The sequence below is a fragment of the Pseudomonas sp. LBUM1672 genome (genome assembly GCF_059695655.1).
Genome location: NZ_CP166781.1, coordinates 6,173,618 through 6,195,042, shown reverse-complemented (window position 1 = coordinate 6,195,042; position 21,425 = coordinate 6,173,618). Strand labels below are relative to the sequence as shown.

The following is a 21,425-nucleotide window of genomic DNA, read 5'->3' as shown; positions in this document are numbered from 1 at the left end:
CGTTAAGGCATCATTTCCAGTGGCACGGGGTAGACGTTGTCCCGTGCATCGCTGTCCTTGGCTAACGCCACCCAGCGGTCGACGTCAGCGTTGTAGCGCTGGTAGTGCCGCAGTTTGGTATTGAGCGTGCGGATAAATTTCTCCTGCGCCAGGCCATCCCAGCTCTTCCAGGTTTCTTCGTCCAGGTTCAGCACTTCGCTCTGATACGGCAGGTCTTCGAGGTACTCGCCGAGCACGCCCATGTCCGCCAGTTTGGCGTTGCCGTTCTGTTTGAGCTGGTTCGGATCGGCGCCCATGGTTGCGGCGACCGAGCGCAGACGCTCGAACATTTCCGTCGGCGAGATCAGGCCTTCGTTGGCCGCGTCGAGAATCTTCTTCATCACGTCGCTCAAGTCACTGAGCTGGGACTTGGTCAGCAGCACCCGCACGTCGGTGGTCGGGATGTTCTGCTTGATCAGGTCACGGTCGGTGATCCACGCCTTGAACACCGGCGGTGCCTTGCTGTTGGTCTTCTCGCCCAGATAGGCGAGCTGCATCGCATGGCCGATCAGTGCCGCGTCTTCGAGCATTTTCTTCTCGCCCGGGTCCTGCTTGGCGTTCACCGCGCTGCCGATGGCGTCTTCGCCCATGTAGGCGGCTTTCACCTGTGTCGTGATCGCGGCAGCCAGTGCGTCAACCTTGCGTCCGAACTCCTGAATGTCGCCCGCGTTCACCGGGTAATACAGCGAAGTGTTGGTGCCCGGGTAGGTCGACAGGTTCTGGTACTGCGCTTCGGCCTTGGCGTGGTCCTTGGCCCCGGCTGGGGTTTTCAAGTGCAGGGTGTAAATCGCCACGCCCGGGTTAGCGGCTTCCATACGCACCTGCGCGGCGCTCAAGCCGGTCTTCGACAGTTTGTCGTCGCCTTCGATGGCGCCCGCGTCGGTGATCAGCACCACGTAGCGCGCGCCGAACTGGCTCCAGTCGACCTTGTCGATGCTGTCCATGACGCCGGCAAACGCATCTTCGTCGAAACTGCTGCTGGAGACTTTGGCTTGTTTGAGGTCGGCGATCTTGGCGAAAAAGTCGGCGCTGTCTTTTACCTTTGTAGGGTCGGCGTACATCTTGGTGGTGTATTCCAGCCCCGGCACCGCTTGGGTGTTGGAGCGGAAAGCGACCATGCCGAACTTGACCTGCTTGCCGAGGTTCTGCGCTTCGATCCGCTGATAAACCTTACGGATCGCCTCGCGGGTGCGGTCGATGTACGGGTCCATCGAGATGGTCGAGTCGATGACAAACACCACCGCTGCGCTGAATTCCTTCAACTGGCTGGCTGCCTTGTCCTCGGCTTCCTTGCCGCCGGCCGCGCCGCTCGCAGCACCGCCCTTGGCGTTCTTGTCATCCGGTTTACTGACCGATGCGACGTTGAGCAGCCGCGTGCGGAAACCGCCCTCGGTCATGACCTCTTCGCCGCTGAGGACCGGCAACAGGTAGAACTGCTTTTGCAGGTCGACGAAATATTCAGGTTCTTCGGCCAGCACGCCGGGGGCTTGCTTGCCCTTTTTCAGCGTGGCCCGCAGTGGGGCGACTTTGCTCACCGGGTCCGGCGCATCGAGGATGCCTTCGACGGTGGCGCGTTCCTTGAAGAACAGCAGCCGGTCGCGGTTGGCCGGATTGGTGAAGGCCAGCGTCAGCTGCATTTTCCAGTCGGTGGTGCAGCTGGCGGGCAGCCAGCCAATGGTTTTGCCGTAACTGTCGGGGCCGACTTTCAGCCATTCGGCGTTGGCCGCTTGCGCGCGTTCGTACACATAAAAACGGCTGAACACCGGTTGCTCATCGCCGGCGGCGCCGCCCGCTGTCGGGCTGATCTTGCAGCCCGGGGTGGTCAGCACGCGCTGGAACAGGGTTTTCTTACCGGCCTGGATCAGCGGTTTGTCATCGGCCTGGGACAACGGGCTGATGCACAGCGCCAACAGCGCGGCGCCGCTCAGCAGGAAACGACTCAGGGACGAACGCATCACTTCTGCAACTCCTCGAAACGCTGCTTGGCTTCGGCGTTGTTCGGGTCCTGGGTCAGGATCGTTTCATACCAGTAGGCGGCGGTGGCGTTGTCCGCGGCCGGGAAGCACTCGCTGGCCTTCAGGTATTTGGGGTCGTATTCGCGGGCATAGGCGTTGGCAATCAAGGAGTCACCGGCCTGGGCACGGTTGGCGTACAGACGCTGGGCGACGCCGCAGTGCTTGCCGGCCTTGGCTTCGTTGATGATCTCCAGCAATTTGGCGCTGTCGGGCGCGGCCTTGATGCAGGTCTGGACGAAAGTCAGCTCGGGCAGACTGTTCATGCTGTCGAGGGTGCAGGCTTGCGCATCGGCACCGGCCGGTGCGGCGGCAGCGATGGCCGGGGCGGGCGCCGGAGTGCGTTTGTAGAACCAGAATCCGGCCGCTGCGGCCACCAGCAACAGCACGACGAGCGCGAGGCCGATGAGGCCTTTGTTGCTTTTCTTCACCGGGGGCGGAGGTGGGGTGTAGGCGGGTTCGTTGGGCACCGACTCCAGTTCGATTTCTGGCTCGGCGGTGGGCAGGACCAATTCCGGCAGCTCCGGAATTTCGGGTTCTGGCGCACGGGGCGCGGTCAGGTCCGCACCACCATAAGTCGAGCGTGTTTGACCGCCCGCAGTAGACGGCAACAGGCCCACACCGGGGCGGACTACCCCTTTATCGCTATGATCGAGGCTTTGCTCACGCAGTTCGATCTGGAATTGCGAGTTGGCGCCGCCTTCGAGCAGCGGGTCGACCACTTCCGGGCCGACCTGGGCTTCAAGGGCTTCACCACTGGCCGCAACGCTGAAGCGCGAGACCTTGAACCAGAACGGGTTGTTGCTCCAGGCCTTCTGATCCTGGAGGTAGAAACCGTCCTGGTTGCGCTGAATGGAGAACTCCAGCCGTTCTTCGCCACCCTGCCATTTCTTCACAGTGAGGCACGCCTGGCCAGGCACGTTGGGTTCTAAGGCGAGCAGGTCGACACGAATTGGCATTGCTTATCTCGCTGTGAAGGCTGTGAGCACATGGCCCAGCCGTTCATTCTGTTCAGGGGTGATTTCGCGACCGGCACCATGGCCGGCGTTGTCCTGCGTGATGTAGGCCAGACCCGAAAGCCAGTCGCCCAGATAGCGCTGCGCCTGGTTCGCCGGTTGCGGCGGCAGTACCGGCACTTGTCCCGGACCGATGTCGGTGTAGAACGAGAACAACGGCGCCTTGGCACCGGCGCGGCTGTTCGGGCGCTCGTTGACCGGTTTCTGCAGGTAGCCGAACCAGGACACGAAATCGCGCAGCACCCGTTGCACTTCCAGCACCTGGCGCTCGACCAGTTGATCGCGTCGCGCGCCGCTTTGCGCACGCTTGAGCACCGCACGGCTCAGTTGGCCGGGCAGGTCCTGGCGGTAACCGGCGGTGATCAGTTCGTCGACCACGGCTTCGATCAACGCCTTTTCCAACCCCAACAGGTTGAGTAGGCTCTGCCGGGTGGTCAGCTCGCGCAGGTGCGCAATCCAGGCCTTGAACGCGGCTTTGGCAAAGCGGTGTTCGTTGCTTTGCAGTTCCGGCGCCGGGGTGTTGGTTTTACTGCTGACCGGTGCTTCGTGGCTCAGGTCGTCGCCGAAATCGAAGTCGAAACCGGCGTCATTGCCGTACAGGCTCTGGCTCGGTGTCGGCGCGGCAGGCTCATCGCTGGCGGCAGGCGCGTCATCGGTTTCGTACACACCGCTGAGGTACAGGTCGCGCACCGATTCGCTCGGCATGTCGAGCTCATCAATGAACTCGCCGAGCACGGCCGGGCGACGGCCCAGGCCGGTCAGAATCATCTGCGCCTGGGCTTTCTTGGCGGCTGCGGCACCGTCACCGTCGGCGTGATACCAGGTGCTCAAGCCGTGAGTGGTCAAGCCTTCGAGGCATTCGCTCAACTGTTCGCGGATGCGCTGCAGTTTGAATTCGATCTTGGCCACACCCTTGAAACTGCCGCTGAAGTGGCTGATGCCACCGTCATCGTTGCGCAGCATTTCTTTCCAGGCGTTGGCGGGATTGTTGATGTGTTTGCACACCAGTTCGTTGCCGGCAAAGCTTGCGCCCAGGGCGTCGACGCGCTCCTGATAGCTCGCGTTGAGGCCGGTTTCGGCGCCGCTGGCGTCTTGTACGATGAACGCCGCATCCATACGCGGCTTGCGCACCAGGAAGGTGTTCTGGAACGGCGTGCCGGCCCAGTCGTTCATCCAGCTCAGGCTGCCGAAGCGCTCGAGCATGGTCAGCTTGACCATGCCGTTCCAGCTCTCGTCGTACTGATCAGGCGTCAGGCTCAGGGAGTTGGTGATGCGCAGGTCGAGCATGGTCAACGCCCAGATCAGGCCGGTGTCGCGCTTGCTGCGAGCGGCTGTGTCGGCGCCCTGGGTTTTTTCGATCCAGCGCGTGAGCACCGGGCCCACATCGTTGACGTCGCTCTGTTTGGTCGAGCCGGTGCAGACCACCAGTGCGTTCATTTCCTGGTTGTCGGTGTAGCGTTCGAACAGGTAAGCAACCTTGCCGCGCAGGATCAACTGCGAGACGGAGTTGTCCTTGGTGGCGGATTCCGGGTCGCTGGAGTTGGCGATCTCGTGCAGTTTTTTTCGTCCGCGATAACCGGGGAAGTCCAGCAAGTCGACCTGGTTGACGATGTCGTCCGCCGGGGCTTCGATCAGGCCAAAGGTCATCTCGGCCGTCAGTGCCGCCAGTTGCGCGACCGGGATGCCCTGACTGTTTTGCAGGCGTCCTTCGACCCGGGGCCGCACGTCGATCGGCAAGTCCCGCGGGCTGCCGAAGCGCTCGAGGATGTCGACGTTCATGATGCTGTCGCGCTGGCTGTAGGTGTCGTTTTCGAAACTCACCAAGGCCTTTAATGGCGCGAACACGGTCTCGGGCAAGCCGAGCTTGTGCAGCGCGCCGGCCAGTTGCTGGTACACACGCGTCAGCTCGCTCTGCTCACCCCAAAGGATCGAAAACAGCTCGGCACGTTCCTGGAAATTCAGGCGCGGCGCCAGTTGCAACGCTGTCGGCCAATACAGGTGCTCAAGCTTCTTCACCGAGTTGCGGAAGTTGTCCCGCAGGTAATCCCACAGAGACACCAGATCATCGGCGCTGACGCCCGGTTGCAGTGGCCCGGTTTCGCGGCCTTCGAATGGTTTCAGCACGCGCTGGATGCGCTCTTCGTCGATCTCGTAGGAGATCCGCTCAAGGTCGAAGTCCTTGAACCAGGAGTTGGCGAGAATCTTCGCCAGCTCGATTTCCTTGAACAGCGTCAGCTCGACCGGGAACTGCGGATCCTGGCTCGGCGTGGCGCGGCGGCTGAAGCGCGTCACCAGGCCGGTGGCTTCCTTGCCGCCACCCACCGGGTTGATGTGCTTGATGAAGTCCAGGCGCTGGCCACCGAAATCGGTCTCCAGTTTGCCGTTCTGACCGGCCGCGAGGGCCGAAATCAGATAGGACTTACCAGCCTGAGACAGGCCGAAAAAGCCAATGGTCATCGGCGTGCAGGCCACGCGACCCAGGCTGTGGGCCAGGTTGCGGGCGCGGTGCAGGCGGATGTTCAGGCTGTCGGCTTCGCTGTCCAGGCGTGGCGCGTTGCCGCGCGTCTGGCCAATCCATTCCAGCGCCTGACCGGCACCTTCATAAACAGCGGCCCAACTGGCTGAAAGCTGAGTTTGTTCGGGGGTCAGGTCATTCATTTGCGTTTCACACTTCCACTGTCGAGCCAGTACTTGGTCTCGCTCAGGCCGGCGTCGAGCATGGTGTTGAGTTCCAGCTCGAGGTCGCTGCGCGGGTTGAAGTTGACGTTGTTACTGTTGGATTCGATGTCGCGTACCGAGAGGCGGTCGCTGACCAGATCCTGCTTGCGCGTGTATTTGTCGGCCGCTTTGACTTCGAAGCGCACCTTGAGCAGCGGCGCACTGCCGTTTTCCCCAATCGCGCGGGAGAACTTCTCCCGACCGGCCTTGGTAAACCGCAGGGTGTACAGCGGCGAAGCGGCCCAGCGATCGGCCGCCAACTGGCGGAAACCGAGGCGCAGATCTCCGCGCATTTCCAGTTGCGGCGTGTCGGCATCATCGCCTGTGCCGATTTCCGGCAGCTTGATTTTGTAGTCTTCGGACTGGATGTCGCGGTACAGCACGTCGGCATCCTTGATCACGTTGTTCAGGTCGATGACGCCGATGTGCTTGACCGTCGAATACGGCTTGAGCGCCGAAGAGCGGAAGTAGAAGTTCGGTACGCTGTGGTTGGCGCACAACAGGCACAGCATGGCGCCCACCGAAGCGGTACTTTTCGGGTCGTCGATGCGGCCGTTCTTGTGGAACGGATACCAGCCGCCGGTGCGGTAGTTTTGCAGCGCCAGAATGCGGCCCGGTGGCAGCGGCAGCACTTTGCGAATGAACGCCTGGATGCCCGGCAGGCGCGAAGGGCGGCCAGTCAGCAGCAGAACATCGCACGGATAGTGCGCGACCACTTCACAGAGCGCGCCGAGGATCTTGGTGATGTTGATTTGATCGTTGAGGAACGCGGCGTGGAGCTTTTGCAGGTCGAAGCCGATCAGCGCTTCGTACAGGTCGAAACCGCTGTGGCCACCGACATCGCGGCGCACGGCGGCATTGACGTAGTCGAGTACGGTCTGGCTGATCGCGTTGTCGCCCAGCAACTGGCGGTAGCTTTGCGGGGTGACTTCCTGCGGGACTTGCGGGTCGTAATGCTCGTAGGCCTTGAGCAACGCCAGGCCCAGCGGTGCGAATACCTGCAGGTTCAATTGCTGGCGCAGGATCATGTCCTGGGCACTGACCGATTCATCGCCGCACAGCCGTGACATCAGCGAATCCGGGGCTTTGACGCCGGCGTTCTGCAAGGCTTTCTCGAAGCTCGGCAGGACGAAGTCCTGAATCACGTCCAGCAGGATGTCGTCGCCGGCCACTTTGAAGCCATCGCGAAACCGCTGCTCGGGCACGATGTGCACGTTGCTGCCGCTGCCGGTGTTGCCGGCGCGGTCGAGGCGATAGTCAGTGATCACCAGGTCCGTGGTGCCGCCGCCGATGTCGATGGTCGCCAGGGTAATGCGTTCACGGTCTGCTTTGTCCGGCCGGGCGATGGTGTCGAAAAACTCTTCCGGGTGACCGGCGAAGTTCTCGTTGACCTCGGTGTACAGGTACACCAACTGGCCGCAGGAGGCTTCGTCCCATTCCACGCGAATGCTCGGGATCGGCGTGCGCGGGCTGACGGCCTGATCCTGATGCGGATCTTCCTCGCCGGCGTGCCAGCCGAGGCTTTTCCACACCAGGCCGATGGCTTGCTGCATGCGTTCGTTGAGAATGCTGCGCTCGGCCTGGGGCATGCCCGGCGGCACGGTCAGGGTGATGCTGTTGAGCTGACGCGGCACGCGGGTGTGCCCCTGGCGCGAACGCTGGGCCGGGCTGTTGATCTGCGACAGCGCCTGGGCCAGCACCTCGGCGAGCATGAAGGTCATCAGTGAGCTGCGCGAGTAACGCGGCATGAACACCGGCAGGCGATCATCTTCTTCGAGGCTGTAAAGTGCCTCGCCGGTTTCGTTGATCAGGTGCGAGAACGGCGCGGCGGTGGCGTACGGCTCGCTGTCGGTCTTGATGTAGGAGCAGTTGAAGCGCCAGCCGTGGCCGTAGGCGTTTTCGTCCCACAGGTATCGTTTCGGGCTGGACAGGCCAGTCGAGCCTTCGGTGCCACGACGGCGGCTGGCCAAACGGCTTGCCTCATTGCCGACCCGGGCGATCGTCGCCCACTGGAACGCATCGTGGCGGCCGCTTTTGACCGAGCAATGATCCTTGCCGAAATACGCCTGGGCGAATTCGACGCGGCTTTCGAATGGCAGGTTGTAGGTGTGTTCAGGGGTGATCAGGTCGCGCAATTCCAGCACGTAATTCTGCTTCAGCCCGGAGCCGGCTTGACCGTGGTTTTCGATCAGGATGCCGCAGGTGCGCGAGTTACCGACGTCCAGCACCAGGTCCACCGGAATCGGCTTGACCAGGCCATTGCTGTCGTTGGCGACCACTTTCAATTCAGGGATTTCCACCTTCGGCCTGGCGGTCGACTGCGCGGCCGCCGACGGGGTGCTCAACAGACTCAGCAAGTTCAGGTAGTGCGCCAGGTGATGGTTGGCGCGGATGTCGATGTCGAGCTCTTCGCGCGAACGATGGGCGTTGCCCTCGTTGAATACTTCGAGCAGCCATTCGTTGACCCACGGCTGGGCCAGGAACCAGCGGGTTTCGCTGGCCTTGGTCGCCAGTTTGAAGGACACGCCGGAGCTGATGTCTTCTTCGTTCGGCGCCAGGTAGGCAGTGCCGTCACGCTTGGGCATGACGCGGCTGTCGAACGCCATCGTCAGGCGATGAGTATTGCCGTCGATGTCCGGCGTCGCGAGTTTCACCAGGCGCATGCGCGACCAGTTGGTCGGGCCTTCGTCGAAACGGTGCGGCGGCATGAAACGGAAAAACGGCGTCGGCAGCCAGACGCCGTCCAGCAGATCAAGGCTGCTTTTCATGTCGACGCTGAACGCCGGTTTGGCCTTCTCGACCTTTTCCGGTTCGGGCTCGTAGAAGTAGAAGTCTTTCTCTTCGTTGTACATCAGCCGGCAGATCAGCCCGCTGATCATTGGCGCGAACTCGCCTGCCGGTTCCTTACGAGGATCCAGGCGCAGGGCGAAATCCATGAACTGGATACCGGTGTCACTGACGAGCGTGACGGTGTCTTCGAATTGGGTGACTTCAGGCAACATGTCGGGTTATTCCAGTCTTATTCGCCCATTTGCCGCATGGACATGGGGAATTGATCTTTTCCGTAACCGCCGGTGCAGTCCGCGACCGTGGTCGCCCCTTTGCGGCAGTTGACCTTGGGCATGTCGTAAGTGCTGCCATCGCCGCACACGGCCTGGCCCTGGCTGTCGATGGCGAGGCTGCCGCCCTTCATGGTGGCGGTAACCGGGCCGCTGCATTTCGAGCCGTCGGCCTGGTGCACGGTGACTTCACCTTTACCGTCCTTCAACTGGTATTCCAGACGCAGCGGCTTGCCGGTCCGGCGATCCTGGATGCCGGCGCCGGCGCGGTACTGGCCGTCGAGGAACTTGGCGGCACCGTCGGCGGCGTCAGGTGGAATGCTCAGGGGCGGGCCCGGTTTTGCGGTTGCGGCTGCGGCGGCGGATTTTTGCGCGTCGGGCGGTGTGACGGCAGACGGAGCCTCGGTTTTGGCTTCGGGTGGCGCAGTTGGCGCAGTTGGTGATTCGGCGGCCGGGTCTTGGGTGACGTCGGCGTTTGCGGCATCCGCTTCGTTACCGGCCACGGCTGGAGCTTCCACCCCCTGAGTGCCGGTCACGGCTGCGCCAGTGGTGGAGCCTGCGACGGTGCCGGTCACCGGAACGCCATTCAGCGTTGTCACATTGCCGGTCAGTTGCGGCTCTTCCAGCTGGTTTTCCACTGGCACGATGCCCTCAGGCAGCAAGTCCACCGCCACCAATGGAATCGGCACGCAACCGCGCAAGCCGAGCAACAGCCACAACAGCAGCAACAGGAACGGCAGCAGCAACAGCCACCACCAGCGACGCCACCACGGACGAGCCACCACTGGCACGACGGGCGCTACAACCGGTTCTTCGACCACGGGTGGCAGCGTGAATACGGGCGGAACCTGATAAAGGCAGTGCAGGGGATCGCGATTGCCGGTACCGGCGTGCTCGAAACCCCAGAAGGTCAGCACCGGTTTGCCTTGCACCAGGTAGACGAAGTTTTCGTCAGGGAAATGAATGACGCGCTTTAGCAGCTTGCCGAACACGGCTTTGTCGCCTTGCTGCTGTTCGCCCGAATCCGTGCCCAGGAAACGCTGGCTCAATTCATCGAGCGCAGTCTTCAGGGCTTCAAGTTGGCGACGGGCCGGTGCGCGTTCTTCTTCGGTCGCGCTGCTCCACGGGATTACATCGCCGTCGAGACCGCTGTACCAATCGATCTGGTTGCCGAGTTCGTCGCTTTGAGGAATGGCCAGGTGATCGACCATGTCGGGGTTCTTGCGGCGAATGGCTTCGCGCAACTGCAGGGCAGCCCGGTAGACCGGTTGACCTGTTTCGCCCAGGGCTGTGAATGACCCGCTCTTACCGCTGCGTAATAGTGCCCCGCGCATCCAAACTCCATATGATCCGTTGCGCAAATTACAGGCAAAAGTGCCTGTTCTTGCTCCTGCAATTAGCTGGCGACCTTAATGTCATAATGATGTCGCCGTCAATCAGCCGATAGGCCAAAACCGTATGAGATTAGCGTAACAAAGCGGGCGTTGCTTGGGTCGTTGTGTATTTGCGAGGAACGGCGGGGACGCCTGGATTTTTTAATCTTGCTGAAACGTTTCATCAGCGCTATAAAAAAGCACAACTCCAAGAAAGGCTTCCCTCATGACCCCGCTCAAACTCGCCATCGCCCTCGGCGCGCTGACCACTGCCTCCCATGCCATGGCCTGGGATTACGTGCTGCTCGACACCGACAAGGCCGCCCAGAACTGGCAGATCACCAGCCAGCAACTCGGCGTGAAAACCGACAAACCTTTCTCCGTGACCCTGCGCACCTTGCACGGTGGCCGGCAGGAGGGCGTCAGCATCGTCGACATCGATAACGGCACAATGAAACTCTCGGTGGTGCCGACTCGCGGGATGAACGTCTTGCAGGCATCGGTCGGCGATGTGCGCATGGGTTGGGATTCGCCGGTCAAGGACGTGGTCAATCCGTCCTTCATCGAACTCAACGGCCGCGGTGGCCTGGGTTGGCTCGAAGGCTTCAACGAACTGGTCGCCCGCTGCGGCTACGAATGGGTCGGCCACCCCGGCATGGATAACGGCGAACTCCTGACCCTGCACGGCCGCGCCGCCAACATCCCGGCCAGCAAAGTCACCCTGCACATCGACGAAAAACCGCCTTACGCCATCAGCCTGCGCGGCGAGCTGAAAGAGCAGGCGTTCAAGAAAGTCGATTTCTCGGTGGTGACCGAGTTGGTCACTGAACCCGGCAGCGTAGCGTTCGCCCTGAACGACACATTGACCAACAACGGCGACTATCCGAAGGAATACCAGGCGCTTTACCACAGCAACTTCAGCACGCCATTCCTGGAGCAGGGCGCGCGGTTTGTGGCGCCGGTTAAACAGGTGTCGCCGTTCAACGAAAAGGCCAAAGGGGATTTGCCGGATTGGCAGACTTACCGCGCGCCGACCAAGGACTACGACGAGACGGTTTACAACGTCGTGCCTTATGGCGATGCCAAGGGCGACACGTTGACCGTGCTGCACAATAAGGCTGGGAGCCTTGGGGTGTCGGTTGGTTTTAATACCCAGCAGTTGCCGGTGTTTTCGTTGTGGAAGAACACGGATACGCAAGGGCAGGGGTATGTGACCGGGTTGGAGCCGGGGACGAGTTTTTCCTACAACCGACGGTATCAGCGGCCGATTGGATTGGTGCCGATGATTGGGGTGAAAGAGCAGAGGCAGTTTCAGATCCATTACAGTTTGCTGGCGGATAAAGGGGCTGTGGATAAAGCGATGCAGCGGGTGAATGAGATTCAGGGTGGGCGGGCGACTGAGGTGCGACAAACGCCGTTGGTTGATCTCACTAAAGAGTGATTCTTGTCAGTTTGTGCTTGGCCGATACTGTAATGCCTCCGCCAGATGTTCGCGGGTGATGCCATCGATCTGTTCAAGGTCTGCCAGCGTGCGGGCAACCTTGAGCAGGCGGTGGGCCGACCGGAGTGACAAGGTCAAACGCTCGCAAGCAGTTTCCAGCCACGCCTCGTCGGTTGTGGATAACTTGCAGTGGCGGCGCAGTCCCGGCAAATCAAGGAATGCGTTGGCGCAGCCCTGGCGTTTGTTTTGACGCTCCCGGGCGTCGGCGACCAGCACCGCAGCAGTGGCTGTGTCATCACCGGGTTTGAGCGCAGGGTTCAACGCCGTGGCTTCCCGAGCGACGGTCAGGTGCAGGTCGATCCGATCCAGTAGAGGCCCCGACAATTTGTTGCGATAACGCTGGACCATGTCCGGTGTACAACTGCATTTGCCGCTGGGTTCGCCAAGATATCCACAGGGACACGGGTTCATTGCGGCCACCAATTGAAAGCGCGCCGGAAACCTCACGCGATCCTTGGCGCGGGAAATCACGATGTGGCCGGACTCCAGCGGCTCCCTTAAAACCTCCAACACCTTGCGGTCGAATTCCGGGAGTTCATCGAGGAATAGAACGCCATGATGGGCTAGGGTGATTTCGCCGGGTTGTGGCTTCGAACCGCCGCCCACTAACGCCGGGCCGGAGGCCGAGTGATGGGGCTGGCGGAACGGTCGTTGCGGCCAGTGGCTCAAGGGCACGCAACTGGTGACGGATTGAATGGCTGCGACTTCCAGCGCCTCGTTTTCGGCGAGCGGTGGAAGCAAACCCGGCAAACGACTCGCCAACAATGTTTTCCCAGTCCCCGGCGGTCCGCTGAACAGCAGGTTATGAGCCCCAGCCGCCGCAATCAGCAATGCGCGCTTGGCCGAGATTTGCCCCTGCACCTCATTCAAGTCCGGATAGGGTTTACTTGCATAGAGCAACCCGTTGGAAACGTAGGGTTCAACCGGTGTATGTCCATTGAAGTGCGCAACGGCTTCCAGCAGGTGGTCCACGGCAAACACCTTCAACCCGGACGCCAGGCACGCTTCCTCGGCGTTCGCCCGCGGCACCATCAACGAGCGTCCGGCCTTGCGTGCAGCCAGCGCAGCCGGCAACACGCCTCTCACAGCACGTACCGCGCCTGACAACGCCAACTCTCCCAGGCATTCAATGTCATCCAGCGTCAACGTCGGAACCTGCACGCTGGCGGACAGAATCCCCAAGGCAATCGCCAGATCAAACCGTCCGCCATCCTTAGGTAAGTCCGCAGGCGCGAGATTCAGCGTGATGCGCCGTGCAGGAAATTGCAGGCCGGAATTGATGATCGCGCTGCGCACCCGGTCCTTGCTTTCCTTTACTGCCGCTTCGGGCAAGCCGACCATCGTCAATGACGGCAGACCGTTGGCCAGATGGACTTCTACGGTAACGGCGGGCGCATCCACGCCAATCTGGGCGCGGCTGTGGACGATGGAGAGGGACATGGTCGTTCCTTGAGCTTTTACGGGAACCGCTTCCTGCGGTTTTTGAAGGGTAGTCGGGGTGTTGTTCTTCGGCGTTACGAATGAGGCGACAAACTTTCGCTGGATGTTGCGAGTGTCTTTCTGGTGATGAAGCGTAAGCGAGTGTGGAGTGCCGACGTAATCGGTCTCGGGATGATGTTTTTGTAGGACCTTGCCTAGAACAATGACGGACGCCGGTGAAAGTGTGTGAGCGCTCTTGTCTGTCTGGCAGGGCTGCTTATGATCACTAATTGATCGCTGACTTCGGAGAGGAATATGAACAGTAATGGAATGCGGCCGGTTCATCCTGGCGAAATACTTCAGGACGAATTTCTTGAACCGTTCGGCATTTCAGAGTCGGCTTTCGCCCGTTCGTTGAACGAACCGTTAAAAGTGGTCAACGAAATCGTTATGCGGCAGCGTTGTGTCAGTGCTGATCTAGCGGGGAAGCTATCTGGCTACCTGAACACCACGCCCGAGTTATGGCTGAACCTGCAATCGACTTACGATCTGCGTAAAGCCGAAATCGGACGTGGTAGCGATTTAAGTACTTAAAGCGATTGCAGCACCTGTGAAGCGCGCTTCCACCACGACGTATTGACCGCTCGCTGTGGCCGATCACCATCCGCCAGCATCTGCGGAACATCCTGCAACCGAATCCACGGCTGGTTATTCCAGTGCAGCAAACTCAGTGACATCTCCGGCCAGTTCAACAGGCTCAGGACCGGGCGTTCGCTTGTTGCCGGTTGTTGGGCATCTCTGAGGGCTGGCACTACGTCGTGGGTCAGCCATTCGCGCAGTCCTCGGTATTCGGGGCAGTAGTGGTAGACCAGCAGGGCGTAGACGCCGGATTCGCTGATTAGCAGGGTGTCTTCGAGGGTGCCGTGGATGACGACTCGCGCGGATTGATGTTGATCGGGATCGAGTTTGCGGACGGCGCGTTCGTCGAGGAACAGGCGAAGCAGACGGCCCAGGTCTCGGGCGCTGAACCAAGGCTGGTTTTCGATCAAGAGTGCGTGGAGGTGGAGTTTGTGGCGGGTGAAGACGTGAGGGATTAGATAAGCGTTATCGCAACTCATTAATACAGCTCCTTTTGCTAAAGAGGCTGCCGTCAATCGTCGCCAAACAATTGGGTGGCAGCTGTACGCGGGTTGGCGAACCGGAGCAAAAGGAACCCGGCAGACCAGAAGGTCTCCCACGCACAGCCGCCATGACTCGAGAGATGGTCGTCGTACGCCTTAAGCTTCCAGGTCGCCAAACCCAGTGCTGAATATTCAGCTGAGAATGAGCTTAGGAACCTGGGCTTCGCGGCGCTATCGGACGGCGGTGGTGATCTTTGTAGGACGTTGCCGAGACGGTGGCGGGGCGGAAGATCAAAAGATCGCAGCCTGCGGCAGCTCCTACAGGGGTGTGGTCTGTCCAGTGTGGGAGGGCTGGTAGACCGAGGCGACTCTAATCGCGAGCAGGCTCGCTCCCACAGGGGACTGCATTGTCAGCTGGGTTATTCGGTGGGCGGGTTGAGCTTCGTTTCCAGCTCGGCAACCTTCGCTTCGAGGCTTTCCAGCCGCGCCCGAGTCCGTGCCAGCACAACCATCTGGCTATCAAACTCTTCACGACTCACCAGGTCCAGCTTGCTGAAGCCGCTCTGCAACAGCGCCTTGAACTGGCTTTCGATTTCGCTTTTCGGCAACGGGGTTTCGCCGCTGAAGAGGCGGGAGGCGGTGCCGGTCAGGGCGTCGAGGAAGTCTTTGGGTGCGAGCATGGGAAATGTCCTGTCAACAATGGCGGGCAGTGTATCACGCAGTGTCTATAGTCAATTCCGACAGCAGGCATGCACGCTTTTCGCGCATGTGGATGGACGGTCGCGCACTGTTGTTGTGCGTATCTGTCGGGCTGATTGTGTGAAGCGGCTGTCCGCAGCGGCCAAGGGATTGAATTCAGTGGGTTTTGGCGAGATGGCAAGCTTTCTGCTTAGTCAGTAGTAACCCATGCACTGATGCAGTCGCTGTGACGAATGCAGTGCGCCAAGCGGAACGGGGAGTTGTTTCGTGAGGAGCGGTTAGCTGGCGTCGGACGGGCAGGTAAGGTCGACGATGCGTTACAAAGCCAGGCACTGCGCTTAGACTTGAGACGGGTTTGTTTTCCTGGGGCAAGTCCACCAATTCGGGAGAGAGTTTTCATGAAGCTAGTCACTGCCATCATCAAGCCGTTCAAACTGGACGACGTGCGCGAGTCGCTGTCCGAGATCGGCGTGCAGGGCATTACCGTTACTGAAGTCAAAGGCTTCGGTCGGCAGAAGGGTCACACCGAGCTGTATCGCGGCGCGGAGTACGTGGTCGATTTTCTGCCCAAGGTGAAGATCGATGTCGCCATTGACGACAAGGATCTGGACCGGGTTATCGAGGCGATAACCAAGGCCGCCAACACCGGCAAGATCGGTGACGGCAAGATCTTCGTGGTCAATCTGGAACAGGCGATTCGCATCCGTACCGGCGAAACCGATACCGACGCGATTTAAACGCCGCCACAAACCCAACGCCCCAGGAGAAAACAATATGACTCTGCGTAAATTCGCAGGGCTAGGAGCCCTGTTGTCCCTCGTAATGCCCAGCCTGGCTATGGCGGCAGACGAAGTGGCGGCCCCAGTCCTCAACTCCGGCGATACCGCCTGGATGATGACCTCGACAGCCCTCGTGCTGTTCATGACCATTCCCGGCCTCGCGCTGTTCTACGGCGGCATGGTTCGCTCCAAAAATATTCTTTCCGTGATGATGCAGTGCTTCGCCATTACCGGCCTGATCAGCATTCTGTGGGTCATTTATGGCTACAGCATCGCGTTCGACACCACCGGCATGGAGCAGGGCGTCGTCAACTTCAACTCGTTCTTCGGTGGCATGGGCAAGGCATTCCTCGCCGGTGTCACGCCGTCGAGCCTGACCGGTCCTGCGGCGCTGTTCCCTGAGGCGGTGTTCATCACCTTCCAGATGACCTTCGCCATCATCACCCCTGCGCTGATCGTCGGTGCCTTCGCCGAGCGGATGAAGTTCTCCGCCATGCTGATCTTCATGGGCGTGTGGTTCACTCTGGTTTACGCACCGATTGCGCACATGGTCTGGTCCGGCAACGGCGGCCTGATGTGGGACTGGGGCGTGCTCGACTTCGCCGGCGGCACCGTGGTGCATATCAACGCTGGTGTGGCTGGTCTGGTTGCATGCATCGTGCTCGGCAAGCGCAAAGGCTTCCCGACCACGCCGATGGCGCCGCACAACCTCGGTTACACCCTGATGGGCGCCGCGATGCTGTGGGTGGGTTGGTTCGGTTTCAACGCCGGTTCCGCCGCTGCGGCCAACGGCACCGCCGGTATGGCGATGCTGGTGACCCAGATCGCAACCGCCGCCGCTGCACTGGGCTGGATGTTCGCCGAGTGGATCACCCACGGCAAACCAAGTGCACTGGGTATCGCTTCGGGTGTTGTGGCCGGTCTGGTCGCCATCACCCCAGCCGCTGGCACCGTGGGCCCGATGGGCGCGCTGGTCATCGGTCTGGCAGCAGGCGTGGTGTGCTTCTTCTGCGCCACCACCCTGAAACGCAAACTTGGCTATGACGATTCCCTGGACGCCTTCGGTGTGCACGGTATCGGCGGTATCCTCGGCGCGATCCTGACCGGTGTGTTCGCCGCACCGTCCCTGGGTGGCTTCGGCACCGTCACCGACATCGCCGCTCAAGTCTGGATTCAGTGCAAGGGCGTGGGCTTCACGGTGATCTACACCGCGATCGTCACCTACGTCATTCTCAAGGTACTGGACGCTGTCATGGGTCTGCGTATCACGGAAGAAGAAGAGGCCGTCGGTATCGACCTGGCACTCCACAACGAACGCGGCTACAACTTGTAAGCACGCGCATAAAAAACTTGCCCGGCTTGCCGGGCATTTTTTTGTCTGGAGTTTGTCAGTGAAGGGACTGCTGAAAGGTTTTTTCGTACACGTTTAGTGGCGTTTACGACGGGCGTTTTTCTGCGGCCAATGGCTTACATGATTGAAGGAATATTAGGGCCTTTGTTTTTTCCCAGAGCGCGCTAGAATGCGCCCCGAACGTGCGGAGAACTGTATGTGGCAACAGACTCTGATTACCCTGCGGGCACGGCCCCGGGGCTTTCATCTGGTAACGGACGAGTTACTCGCCGGCCTGCCTGAACTCAAGGCGTGTCGGGTCGGTCTGTTGCACTTGTGGCTGCAGCATACCTCGGCGTCGTTGACCATCAACGAGAACGCCGATCGGGCGGTACGTCGCGACTTCGAACGATTTTTCAATCGTCTGATCCCACAAGGAACAGACGGCTATGAGCATAACGACGAAGGCCTGGACGACCTCCCGGCGCACTTCAAGGCCAGCGTGCTTGGCTGTCAGCTCAGTTTGCCGATTTCGGCAGGCCGACTGGCGCTGGGGACCTGGCAAGGCGTTTATCTGGGCGAGCACCGTGATTTTGGCGGTGCCCGTAAAGTCCTCGCCACCGTGCACGGTGAAGAGGCATGAACCGCTGGTCACCAGCGGTTATTGAATTTTTCCGGCAGCTGTCGACAGACGGTGAAGCTGGGCTATAACTAATCTGCTTTTCGCAAGTCATGAGGTAGAACATGAGCGACGATGATCTGGAAAACGACGACCTCGAAGTAGGCGACGACGACGAAACCGAAGAAGGTCTGGAAGCAGCGGCCGAAGACGTCGCTGAAGACGACGGCGGTGAAACGCCCGTTCCGACCGCCAAAGGCAAAGCCAAGGCTGCGGTGTCGGTTGACGAGCTGCCGAGCGTCGAAGCCAAGAACAAGGAACGCGACGCCCTGGCCAAGGCCATGGAAGAGTTTCTGGCACGGGGCGGCAAGGTGCAGGAAGTGGAGGCCAATGTGGTCGCCGATCCTCCCAAGAAGCCTGATAACAAGTACGGCAGCCGGCCTATCTAAAGCGTCTGCCCTTGCTTGCTGAAAAGCCCGCCGTCGCTGCGGGCTTTTTCATGCCTGAAACAAAATTCTTCGGTTTGGCACTATCCCCTGTGGGAGCGGGTGTGTGTAATCTCAGGATCAGTGTTGGGAATTCCAGAGGGCCAACAACGCCGGCAGCTCGGTCAGGCTGCGGATCTCCGCATCCGGCGCCTTCTCGGCTTCCCAGGCCTTGCCCGTCGGGTTAAACCAGATCGCCCGCAACCCAGCCTGCTGCGCCCCGGCAATGTCATCCCCTGGATGATCGCCGATATGCACCGCCGTCTCCGCCATCGCCCCACCACGTTGCAGCGCCTCATGAAACAGTCGTGCATCGGGCTTGGCGATGCCGATGTCTTCGGCGCACAACGCAAACTTGAAGTAATCCGCCAGCCCCAGCCGGCGTACATCGGCGTTGCCATTGGTGACCACGCCCAAGGCGTAATGCTTGGCCAGTGTCTCCAGCGTCGGTTCGACTTCAGGGAACACCTCGATCTGATGCCGTGCATGCAGAAACACTTCAAAACCCTTGTCAGCCAGGTCCGAAGCCTGACCGTGGTCGTAACCGGACTCTTCCAGCGCGTGGAACAACACCCGGCGGCGCAGTGCGCTGATGCGGTGTTTGAGGCTCGGTTCGCTGGTCAGGATCCGCTCACGAATGGCCCACAGATGCTCTACCGGCACCGCGCCCAGATTCGGTGCGTGTTCGATCAGCCATTCACGCAGTATGGCTTCGGCGCTGACGATCACCGGGGCGGTGTCCCACAGGGTGTCGTCTAGGTCGAAGGTGATCAATTGGATGGTCATGAATCATCGCCCTTAATGCGTTTGGCCCGTGGATGGGCGCTGTCGTAGACCGTGGCCAGGTGCTGGAAGTCCAGGTGGGTGTAGATCTGGGTGGTCTTGATGTCCGAGTGGCCGAGCAATTCCTGGACGGCGCGCAGGTCCTGTGAGGATTCCAGCAGATGGCTGGCAAAGGAGTGTCGCAGCATGTGCGGGTGCAGGTTCTGCCCAAGCTCACGTTCGCCAGCGGCTTTGACCCGCACCTGAATCGCCCGGGGGCCAAGGCGTCGACCTTGCTGGCTGACAAACACCGCGTCGTCCGCCGGGTTGGTCATCGCCCGCAACGGCAGCCACAGTTCCAAGGCTTCGCGGGCCTTTTTGCCCACCGGCAGCAATCGAGTCTTGCTGCCCTTGCCAAGCACCTGAACCATGCCGTCGGCCAGGTCCAGTTGATCGAGATTGAGCCCGGTCAGCTCCGACAGCCGCAAACCCGAGGAGTAGAACAGCTCCAGAATCGCCTGATCCCGACGCGCCAGGAAATCATCCTCCACCGCGCCTTCCAGCAGCTGCAGCGCGCGGTCGGTATCGAGGGTTTTCGGCAGGCGTCGTTCGCCCTTGGGCGGTGCCAGGCCGTTGGCCGGGTCGTGATCGCACAGGCCTTCGCGGTTCAGATAATGATAGAGGCCACGGACTGCCGACAGCAGGCGTGCCAGGCTGCGGGACGATTGACCCTGTGAATGCAGGCGCGCGATCAGGCTGCGCAAACGCTGGATATCCAGCGCGGCCCAGCTGCTGATGTTCTGTTTGACGCACCAGCCCAGCACTTTGTCGAGGTCGCGGCGGTAGGCGTATAGCGTGTGGGGCGACACCTGTCGCTCACTGCGCAGGTGTTCGCAGTAAGCGTCCAGTTGCCGTTCCATGGTCAGCGTACCGAGCGCAGGGAGCTGTTGACCCGAGGCAGAACGCGGCCCATGACTTCGGCGATGTAGCTCAGGAACAGCGTGCCAACCGAGCTTTTGTAGTGCTGCGGATCGCGGCTGGCGATGGCCAGGACGCCGTGGATGCCTTGATAGCTGATGGCGACGACGGCGGTGGAGCCGATCTGCTTGCGCTGTTCTTCGCCGAACAGGAAGTCCAGCTCGTGTTCACGCAGGCTGCCGCTGACGCTTTTGTCTTCCGAGAGCAGGCCGCCGATGGCCGTTTGCGCGTCGGCATGGGTGACCCAGCGACCGACCGGCATGGGGTTGTCGCCCAGCAGGATCAGGCTGACAAAAGGCACCTGGAAGTCCTGGCGCAGACTGTCTTCGACGGTGATCACCACGTCTTCCAGGCTGTTGGCATCCATCAGCGCGAGAATCAGGCGGCGGGTCTTGTCGAAGAGGCGGTCGTTGTCGCGGGCCACGTCCATCAAGTGCGAGAGGCGATGACGCAACTCGATGTTGCGGTCGCGCAGGATTTTCATCTGGCGCTCGACCAGCGAAACGGTATCGCCACGCTGGTGCGGAATGCGCAAGGCCGGGAGCAATTCTTCGTGCTCGACGAAGAAATCCGGATGAGCCTCCAGGTACGCGGCAATCGCCGCCGCCTCAAGGCTTTCGGAAGGGGATTCGTCGGGCTGTGGGGCGGGAACCTGGGGCTTATCTTTCATGGATTCGACTCTCTCAAAGACGCACTTGTCCTTCATAAACGCGTACTGCCGGGCCGGTCATCATGACCGGTTGGCCAGGGCCTGCCCATTCAATGGACAGACGCCCGCCGGGCAGGTCGATCAATAGCGGCGAATCCATCCACCCCTGGCTGATCGCGGCCACTGCAGCAGCGCACGCGCCGGTGCCGCAGGCCTGGGTTTCCCCGGCGCCACGTTCCCAGACGCGCAACTGCGCACGGTTGCGGTCGATGACCTGGAGAAAACCGACATTGACCCGCGCCGGGAAGCGCGGGTGATGTTCGATTTTCGGCCCCAGTTCATGCACCGGTGCTTTGTTGATGTCGCTGACCCGCAGCACGGCATGGGGGTTGCCCATGGACACGGCGGCCAGTTCAACCGTCGCACCCTCGACATCGAGCTTATAGCTAGAGGCCTGTTCTGGCGCCTCGAATGGAATCTCGGCCGGCACAAGGCGCGGTGCGCCCATGTTGACACCGATCTGGCCGTCGCTGCGGATATCCAGTTCGATGATGCCGCTTTTGGTCTCGACGCGGATCTGCCGCTTGGCGGTCAGGCGCTTGTCGAGCACGAAGCGGGCGAAACAGCGCGCACCGTTGCCGCACTGTTCCACTTCGGAGCCGTCGGAGTTGAAGATCCGGTAACGGAAATCCACGTCCGGGTTGCTCGGCGCTTCGACGATCAGCAACTGGTCGAAACCGATGCCGGTGTGCCGATCGCCCCATTGCTTGGCGTGCTTGGGCAGGATATGCGCGTGCTGGCTGACCAGGTCGAGGACCATGAAGTCATTGCCCAGGCCGTGCATCTTGGTAAAACGCAGCAGCATG

18 protein-coding genes are annotated in these 21,425 nt (G+C 60.8%); 6 read left to right on the top strand and 12 right to left on the bottom strand.

Annotated features, from left to right (window positions below; translation table 11 throughout):
• Positions 1–2: 2 nt before the first annotated feature.
• Genes ACA053_RS28410 through ACA053_RS28390 form a run of 5 tightly spaced genes read right to left on the bottom strand, consistent with a single transcriptional unit; the run spans position 3 to position 10,178 of the window.
• Positions 3–1,994, bottom strand: a complete 1,992-nt coding sequence (locus ACA053_RS28410; RefSeq protein ID WP_162556262.1) for a vWA domain-containing protein — start codon at positions 1,992–1,994, stop codon at positions 3–5.
• On the bottom strand, positions 1,994–3,010 hold the full coding sequence (locus tag ACA053_RS28405; RefSeq protein WP_109635887.1) for a hypothetical protein: 1,017 nt from the start codon (positions 3,008–3,010) through the stop codon (positions 1,994–1,996). The genes ACA053_RS28410 and ACA053_RS28405 overlap by 1 nt, the downstream gene beginning before the upstream one ends.
• A 3-nt stretch (positions 3,011–3,013) precedes the next feature.
• Complete coding sequence (locus ACA053_RS28400) at positions 3,014–5,725, bottom strand: putative virulence factor (protein WP_497394183.1); 2,712 nt, start codon at positions 5,723–5,725, stop codon at positions 3,014–3,016.
• Complete coding sequence (locus ACA053_RS28395) at positions 5,722–8,787, bottom strand: virulence factor SrfB (RefSeq protein ID WP_497394182.1); 3,066 nt, start codon at positions 8,785–8,787, stop codon at positions 5,722–5,724. Before ACA053_RS28395 ends, ACA053_RS28400 begins: the two co-directional genes overlap by 4 nt.
• 17 nt (positions 8,788–8,804) lie before the next feature.
• Complete coding sequence (locus tag ACA053_RS28390) at positions 8,805–10,178, bottom strand: SrfA family protein (RefSeq protein WP_497394181.1); 1,374 nt, start codon at positions 10,176–10,178, stop codon at positions 8,805–8,807.
• Between the two features lie 265 nt (positions 10,179–10,443).
• Between ACA053_RS28390 and ACA053_RS28385 the strand changes: the two genes are divergently transcribed.
• Complete coding sequence (locus ACA053_RS28385) at positions 10,444–11,658, top strand: aldose 1-epimerase family protein (protein WP_109635881.1); 1,215 nt, start codon at positions 10,444–10,446, stop codon at positions 11,656–11,658.
• A 6-nt stretch (positions 11,659–11,664) separates the two neighbouring features.
• Here the strand turns inward: ACA053_RS28385 and ACA053_RS28380 are convergent, their stop codons facing one another.
• The gene (locus ACA053_RS28380) at positions 11,665–13,158 is read right to left on the bottom strand and encodes a YifB family Mg chelatase-like AAA ATPase (RefSeq protein WP_497394180.1); all 1,494 of its coding nucleotides are present in this window, start codon (positions 13,156–13,158) and stop codon (positions 11,665–11,667) included.
• A 294-nt stretch (positions 13,159–13,452) separates the two neighbouring features.
• Here ACA053_RS28380 and ACA053_RS28375 point away from each other — a divergent pair, with 294 nt between their 5' ends.
• The gene (locus ACA053_RS28375) at positions 13,453–13,731 is read left to right on the top strand and encodes a HigA family addiction module antitoxin (RefSeq protein ID WP_497314456.1); all 279 of its coding nucleotides are present in this window, start codon (positions 13,453–13,455) and stop codon (positions 13,729–13,731) included.
• Here ACA053_RS28375 and ACA053_RS28370 read toward each other — a convergent pair.
• A complete protein-coding gene (locus ACA053_RS28370) occupies positions 13,728–14,255 on the bottom strand; it encodes a BRO-N domain-containing protein (protein WP_497394179.1) in 528 nt (175 codons plus the stop codon). The two genes, ACA053_RS28375 and ACA053_RS28370, sit on opposite strands and share 4 nt — an antisense overlap.
• Positions 14,256–14,677: 422 nt before the next feature.
• Entirely contained in the window at positions 14,678–14,938 is a 261-nt protein-coding gene (locus ACA053_RS28365; RefSeq protein WP_109635835.1) for an accessory factor UbiK family protein, read from the bottom strand.
• 417 nt (positions 14,939–15,355) lie between these two features.
• Here ACA053_RS28365 and glnK point away from each other — a divergent pair, with 417 nt between their 5' ends.
• The 4 genes from glnK (at position 15,356) to sutA (ending at position 18,134) form a co-directional block, all read left to right on the top strand.
• Positions 15,356–15,694, top strand: coding sequence for a P-II family nitrogen regulator (gene glnK, locus ACA053_RS28360; protein ID WP_002555808.1), 339 nt, complete (start codon positions 15,356–15,358; stop codon positions 15,692–15,694).
• Positions 15,695–15,731: 37 nt separating this feature from the next.
• The gene (locus tag ACA053_RS28355; RefSeq protein ID WP_109635833.1) at positions 15,732–17,069 is read left to right on the top strand and encodes an ammonium transporter; all 1,338 of its coding nucleotides are present in this window, start codon (positions 15,732–15,734) and stop codon (positions 17,067–17,069) included.
• Positions 17,070–17,283: 214 nt separating this feature from the next.
• The gene (locus tag ACA053_RS28350; RefSeq protein ID WP_497394178.1) at positions 17,284–17,709 is read left to right on the top strand and encodes a secondary thiamine-phosphate synthase enzyme YjbQ; all 426 of its coding nucleotides are present in this window, start codon (positions 17,284–17,286) and stop codon (positions 17,707–17,709) included.
• A 101-nt stretch (positions 17,710–17,810) separates the two neighbouring features.
• Complete coding sequence (sutA, locus tag ACA053_RS28345; RefSeq protein WP_010465107.1) at positions 17,811–18,134, top strand: dormancy-specific transcriptional regulator SutA; 324 nt, start codon at positions 17,811–17,813, stop codon at positions 18,132–18,134.
• Positions 18,135–18,251: 117 nt separating this feature from the next.
• Here sutA and ACA053_RS28340 read toward each other — a convergent pair whose 3' ends face one another.
• Genes ACA053_RS28340 through dapF form a run of 4 tightly spaced genes read right to left on the bottom strand, consistent with a single transcriptional unit; the run spans position 18,252 to position 21,424 of the window.
• Positions 18,252–18,956 carry an HAD family hydrolase gene (locus ACA053_RS28340; RefSeq protein WP_497314451.1) on the bottom strand — a complete coding sequence of 235 codons (705 nt, stop codon included), beginning with the start codon at positions 18,954–18,956 and terminating at the stop codon, positions 18,252–18,254.
• On the bottom strand, positions 18,953–19,852 hold the full coding sequence (gene xerC, locus ACA053_RS28335; protein WP_090178141.1) for a tyrosine recombinase XerC: 900 nt from the start codon (positions 19,850–19,852) through the stop codon (positions 18,953–18,955). The genes ACA053_RS28340 and xerC overlap by 4 nt, the downstream gene beginning before the upstream one ends.
• 2 nt (positions 19,853–19,854) lie before the next feature.
• Entirely contained in the window at positions 19,855–20,580 is a 726-nt protein-coding gene (locus ACA053_RS28330; protein WP_497314447.1) for a DUF484 family protein, read from the bottom strand.
• Between the two features lie 13 nt (positions 20,581–20,593).
• On the bottom strand, positions 20,594–21,424 hold the full coding sequence (gene dapF, locus ACA053_RS28325) for a diaminopimelate epimerase (protein WP_109635827.1): 831 nt from the start codon (positions 21,422–21,424) through the stop codon (positions 20,594–20,596).
• Position 21,425: the final 1 nt, after the last annotated feature.

What these genes read in the sequence shown, in the direction of transcription:
- ACA053_RS28410 (WP_162556262.1), bottom strand. Translation starts at nt 1,994, where the DNA reads ATGCGTTCGTCCCTGAGTCGTTTCCTGCTGAGCGGCGCCGCGCTGTTG.
- ACA053_RS28405 (WP_109635887.1), bottom strand. Translation starts at nt 3,010, where the DNA reads ATGCCAATTCGTGTCGACCTGCTCGCCTTAGAACCCAACGTGCCTGGC.
- ACA053_RS28400 (WP_497394183.1), bottom strand. Translation starts at nt 5,725, where the DNA reads ATGAATGACCTGACCCCCGAACAAACTCAGCTTTCAGCCAGTTGGGCC.
- ACA053_RS28395 (WP_497394182.1), bottom strand. Translation starts at nt 8,787, where the DNA reads ATGTTGCCTGAAGTCACCCAATTCGAAGACACCGTCACGCTCGTCAGT.
- ACA053_RS28390 (WP_497394181.1), bottom strand. Translation starts at nt 10,178, where the DNA reads ATGCGCGGGGCACTATTACGCAGCGGTAAGAGCGGGTCATTCACAGCC.
- ACA053_RS28385 (WP_109635881.1), top strand. Translation starts at nt 10,444, where the DNA reads ATGACCCCGCTCAAACTCGCCATCGCCCTCGGCGCGCTGACCACTGCC.
- ACA053_RS28380 (WP_497394180.1), bottom strand. Translation starts at nt 13,158, where the DNA reads ATGTCCCTCTCCATCGTCCACAGCCGCGCCCAGATTGGCGTGGATGCG.
- ACA053_RS28375 (WP_497314456.1), top strand. Translation starts at nt 13,453, where the DNA reads ATGAACAGTAATGGAATGCGGCCGGTTCATCCTGGCGAAATACTTCAG.
- ACA053_RS28370 (WP_497394179.1), bottom strand. Translation starts at nt 14,255, where the DNA reads ATGAGTTGCGATAACGCTTATCTAATCCCTCACGTCTTCACCCGCCAC.
- ACA053_RS28365 (WP_109635835.1), bottom strand. Translation starts at nt 14,938, where the DNA reads ATGCTCGCACCCAAAGACTTCCTCGACGCCCTGACCGGCACCGCCTCC.
- glnK (WP_002555808.1), top strand. Translation starts at nt 15,356, where the DNA reads ATGAAGCTAGTCACTGCCATCATCAAGCCGTTCAAACTGGACGACGTG.
- ACA053_RS28355 (WP_109635833.1), top strand. Translation starts at nt 15,732, where the DNA reads ATGACTCTGCGTAAATTCGCAGGGCTAGGAGCCCTGTTGTCCCTCGTA.
- ACA053_RS28350 (WP_497394178.1), top strand. Translation starts at nt 17,284, where the DNA reads ATGTGGCAACAGACTCTGATTACCCTGCGGGCACGGCCCCGGGGCTTT.
- sutA (WP_010465107.1), top strand. Translation starts at nt 17,811, where the DNA reads ATGAGCGACGATGATCTGGAAAACGACGACCTCGAAGTAGGCGACGAC.
- ACA053_RS28340 (WP_497314451.1), bottom strand. Translation starts at nt 18,956, where the DNA reads ATGACCATCCAATTGATCACCTTCGACCTAGACGACACCCTGTGGGAC.
- xerC (WP_090178141.1), bottom strand. Translation starts at nt 19,852, where the DNA reads ATGGAACGGCAACTGGACGCTTACTGCGAACACCTGCGCAGTGAGCGA.
- ACA053_RS28330 (WP_497314447.1), bottom strand. Translation starts at nt 20,580, where the DNA reads ATGAAAGATAAGCCCCAGGTTCCCGCCCCACAGCCCGACGAATCCCCT.
- dapF (WP_109635827.1), bottom strand. Translation starts at nt 21,424, where the DNA reads ATGCTGCTGCGTTTTACCAAGATGCACGGCCTGGGCAATGACTTCATG.